The sequence below is a fragment of the Ferruginibacter sp. genome, from assembly GCF_014377975.1.
Classification (GTDB): domain Bacteria; phylum Bacteroidota; class Bacteroidia; order Chitinophagales; family Chitinophagaceae; genus Ferruginibacter.
On the sequence record NZ_JACMOO010000012.1, the window covers coordinates 1 to 3648 of the forward strand.

General features: G+C 40.2%; 3 protein-coding genes. 1 reads left to right on the forward strand and 2 read right to left on the reverse strand.

Going from position 1 to position 3648, the window contains the following annotated elements:
• Window positions 1-242: 242 nt before the first annotated feature.
• Window positions 243-1808, reverse strand: coding sequence for a sodium:solute symporter (locus tag H7254_RS01035; RefSeq protein ID WP_301931208.1), 1566 nt, complete (start codon window positions 1806-1808; stop codon window positions 243-245).
• 36 nt (window positions 1809-1844) lie between these two features.
• Window positions 1845-2786 carry a dihydrodipicolinate synthase family protein gene (locus H7254_RS01040; RefSeq protein WP_301931209.1) on the reverse strand — a complete coding sequence of 314 codons (942 nt, stop codon included), beginning with the start codon at window positions 2784-2786 and terminating at the stop codon, window positions 1845-1847.
• Between the two features lie 174 nt (window positions 2787-2960).
• Here H7254_RS01040 and H7254_RS01045 point away from each other — a divergent pair.
• On the forward strand, window positions 2961-3648 hold a 688-nt coding region (locus H7254_RS01045), incomplete at its 3' end, for an exo-alpha-sialidase (protein ID WP_301931210.1).

Below are 3648 nucleotides of genomic sequence, written 5' to 3' on the forward strand. Positions count from 1 at the left end.
GGCTGATGTAATAAAAAAAATATCTGGCTTGTATCCTGCTAACAAAATAATTCAATATCAGGTATACAATAAGCAATTGGTTGAAGGGTTAACGGCTGATGAAAAAGAGGGTGTAGTAAGAATATTTGAATAACTTATTCTTATCGGTTGATAAGTAGCACAAGCAATAAATTAATTATGCAGGAATCAGAACGGGAAATTTTATGCAGGATAAAATTTATAGTAAAGAATTAAAATAAAAATTATACTATTTTTTGCAACGATTTTTTTAAGAAAGCAAGAAAAATACCTGCGAGAAAAATAGTAAGCGTACCAATAACTATTACCATATTGCTGTTGAGGCTGCTGCGCAACCATGCATATTGTTCCGGGATCATTTTGGAAAAAGTCATCCACGCAATTACCAACACACCAAGGATCACGGCAATCAATGCTTCTGCACTTTTTGCACGGTGGCTAACAATACCCAGCAGAAAAAGACCCAACATACCAGCAGCAAAAATACCGGATAGCTGCCACCATACATCCAGGATACTTTTAACACCTATCATGGCTATGCCGGTTATAACAGCCAATACCCCCACAACAAAAGTGGAAACAAAAAGCAACGTCATGGTTTGCCGGCTGGTGATATCCTGTTTTACATACCGCTTATAAATATCGAAAGTAAACACAGTTGCACAGGCATTCATGCCGGAGCTGATGGTACTCATGGCTGCCGAAAGAATGGCAGATACTATTATACCCACTATGCCCACCGGTAATACGTTTACCATAAAGTCTGGCAATACCTTATCTCCATAATCAGCAGGTTGTAAAGTTTGCGCCAATGCGCTAATCTCCTGTGGCGAAACAGTGGCGGGTAAGCGATCGGCAGCAGCTCTAAGCCTGATGGCATCCAGCATCTCGGGGTGTACCTGATACCAGGCGTACAAAGAAGACCCGATAATAAAAAATAGCAGCGAAACCGGCAAATATAATTTTATACAAAGCCATAAAGATTTGGCGGCTTCTTTATTAGAGCCGGTTGCCTGGTAGCGCTGGATATAATTTTGATCCATTCCAAAATTATTAAGATTTATAAAAATGCCGTAAAGAAATATTACCCAGAAGGTAGAAGCAGTAAAGTTGGGTCTGAAACTACCCAGGCTGAATTTGCTGTCGGCTGTTCCAATAGCAATAATATGGCTCATGCCACCGGGCATTTTACTGATGATGAAATACAGTATGATGATAGCGCCAAAAGTTTTGATAATCCCTTGCGCAACTTCTGTCCAGATTACCGCTTCCATGCCTCCCAGTACCGTGTAGATAATAATGATGATGCCCATTACAATCATGATGGTCTGCATAGAATATCCGGTCATTGCCTGCAGGCTGAGCGCAATGCCAAAGAAAACAGAGCCCATGCGGGCGAGTTGTGTAAGTAAAAAACAGATAACAGCATACGTGCGTGCCCATGCGCCAAAGCGGCGCTCCAAATGGGTATAGGCAGATACCTCCCCACTGTTTCTGTAAAAAGGAATAAAATATTTTGCAGCTATAAACGCGGCAAAAGGCATGGACAAACTAAAAACAAAGGCGTTCCAATTGGTGCCAAAAGCTTTGCCAGGTACACCCAAAAAAGTATTACTGCTTAAAAATGTAGCATAGATAGATATGCCCACGGCCCACTGGGGTATTTTACCGGAAGCTTTTGTAAATTGATCGGGATTTTTATTTTTTTTTGAAAACCATACACCAGTCAATATCATGGCCAGCATATAAAATGCAATAATCGCGAGGTCTGCAACCGGTAGGTGTTTCATAATAGCTTAATGGCAATCTTCTAAAAAAAGGCAATATTAAATAACGGGCTTTATCCCTAGTCTGTCGCACCAGCCAAGAAAACTGATGTGTATGTCATCCAGTGTTTTTTTCTGCTCAGGGGTTAGTTCCATCGCAAAGGTTCTGCTAATGGTACGGATGGGCAATCCTCTTTTCTGTAAAAAATACTTTGCACTCATTGGGTATGCCTGGTGAATCAACGGATCAACCCTGGTAAGTTCCGATTGCAGCCATTGTACGTCTTCCTGCTTATCGGGGTTAGTGGCATTATTGCACATCCAAACCAATATTTCGGGATAAAAATTTCCTGAAATAGACGACATGCCTTTGGCTCCCGCCTGCAATGAAAACAGGGCGTTCGGTGTATGAGCATCATAAAATTCCAGTGTGCTGTTTCCCGTATCTTTTAAAATATCCAGCTTTGCTTTTACCTGGCTGTGTTCTATAGAGGTATCCTTATGATAAATCAGTCTGTTAAAACTTAATAGCTGTTTAAAAACATCCGGAGAAATAATTCTTTTATAAGGAGCAGGGCATTCATACATACCCAGCGGTATATTGCCCGTAAGTTCAAACATCTTTTCAAAATTACGCAACAATACCTCATCGCCGTCATCAATATTTGCAAAGTGACCAGTAATCATGATAGCCGCATCAATACCGGTATAGTATATTTTTTTTGTAAATCTTGCTTTGGCTTCAATCGTTAAGCCAAATGATCCGGTAGCCACTACGGGCACTCTTCCATTTACATAATCAACAATATGCTTTGTTATTTCAAGCCTTTCATCTTCACTAATGCTGAACATTTCACTGCTTAAACAATTGGCAAAAAATCCTTTTACACCGGCTGCCAGATAAAAATCAACCAGGCTGTTTAAAGCATCCATATCTACCTTGGCTTTTAAGTTAAAAGGCGTGATCATCACCGGAACAAATTTTTTTTCATTCGTGTTCATGCTGTTTGTATTTATTGTAAGGGAAAAAAATGCCATCTATTTATAGCAGGCATTAAATATAAATCATCCTGATAAAAACCAAACAGATTTTATTTTATTAAATGATTAACTTCATTATTTGCGTGGCTTTAAGTAGCAGAAGATTGACTTTTTTAACTTTACAAACACTATTAAATGAAAAAAATATTTGTACTTTTTTTGGCGGGTATTTTTGTATGCCATACAATGCTGGCACAACCGGCAACGGAAAAACTATCTCCTGTGTCTGAATGCCTCATCTTCCCTATGCAGCCTCAACATACGCATGGCAGCAGCGTTGTAAGCTTGCCCAATGGAGATGTGCTGGCAGCATGGTTTCAAGGAAGTGGCGAACGAACTGCAGATGATGTAAAAATTATGGGTGCCCGTTTAAGCAAAGGTGCCGCTGTTTGGAGTACCCCTTTTGAAATGGCAGATACCTATGGTTTGCCCGACTGTAACCCCGTACTGTTTCTTAACAAGAAGAACAAGTTATTTCTTATCTGGATTGCCGTACAGGCACACCGGTGGGAATGCTCCATATTGAAATACCGTACCTCAATCAATTACAATGAAAGTGGTGCGCCGTCATGGAACTGGCAAGACAATATATTGCTTGCACCAAACGATAGTTTTGCAACTGAGACTGCCATTCAATTTAACCGGCTTACAAAAAACACCAGTGGCTCTGCAGCCTATGCATCCAAATATGATGAAATGATCATTGAAGCCAGCAAGGATTTTGCAAAAAGAAGCATTGGGTGGATGACAAGAATTAAACCTTTGCGGCTTGCCGGAGGCAGGATATTATTGCCGTTGTATTCTGATGGATTTAATATGTCTA

Coding starts and splice junctions, on each gene's coding strand:
- H7254_RS01035 (WP_301931208.1), bottom strand. CDS start 1,808: ATGAAACACCTACCGGTTGCAGACCTCGCGATTATTGCATTTTATATG.
- H7254_RS01040 (WP_301931209.1), bottom strand. CDS start 2,786: ATGAACACGAATGAAAAAAAATTTGTTCCGGTGATGATCACGCCTTTT.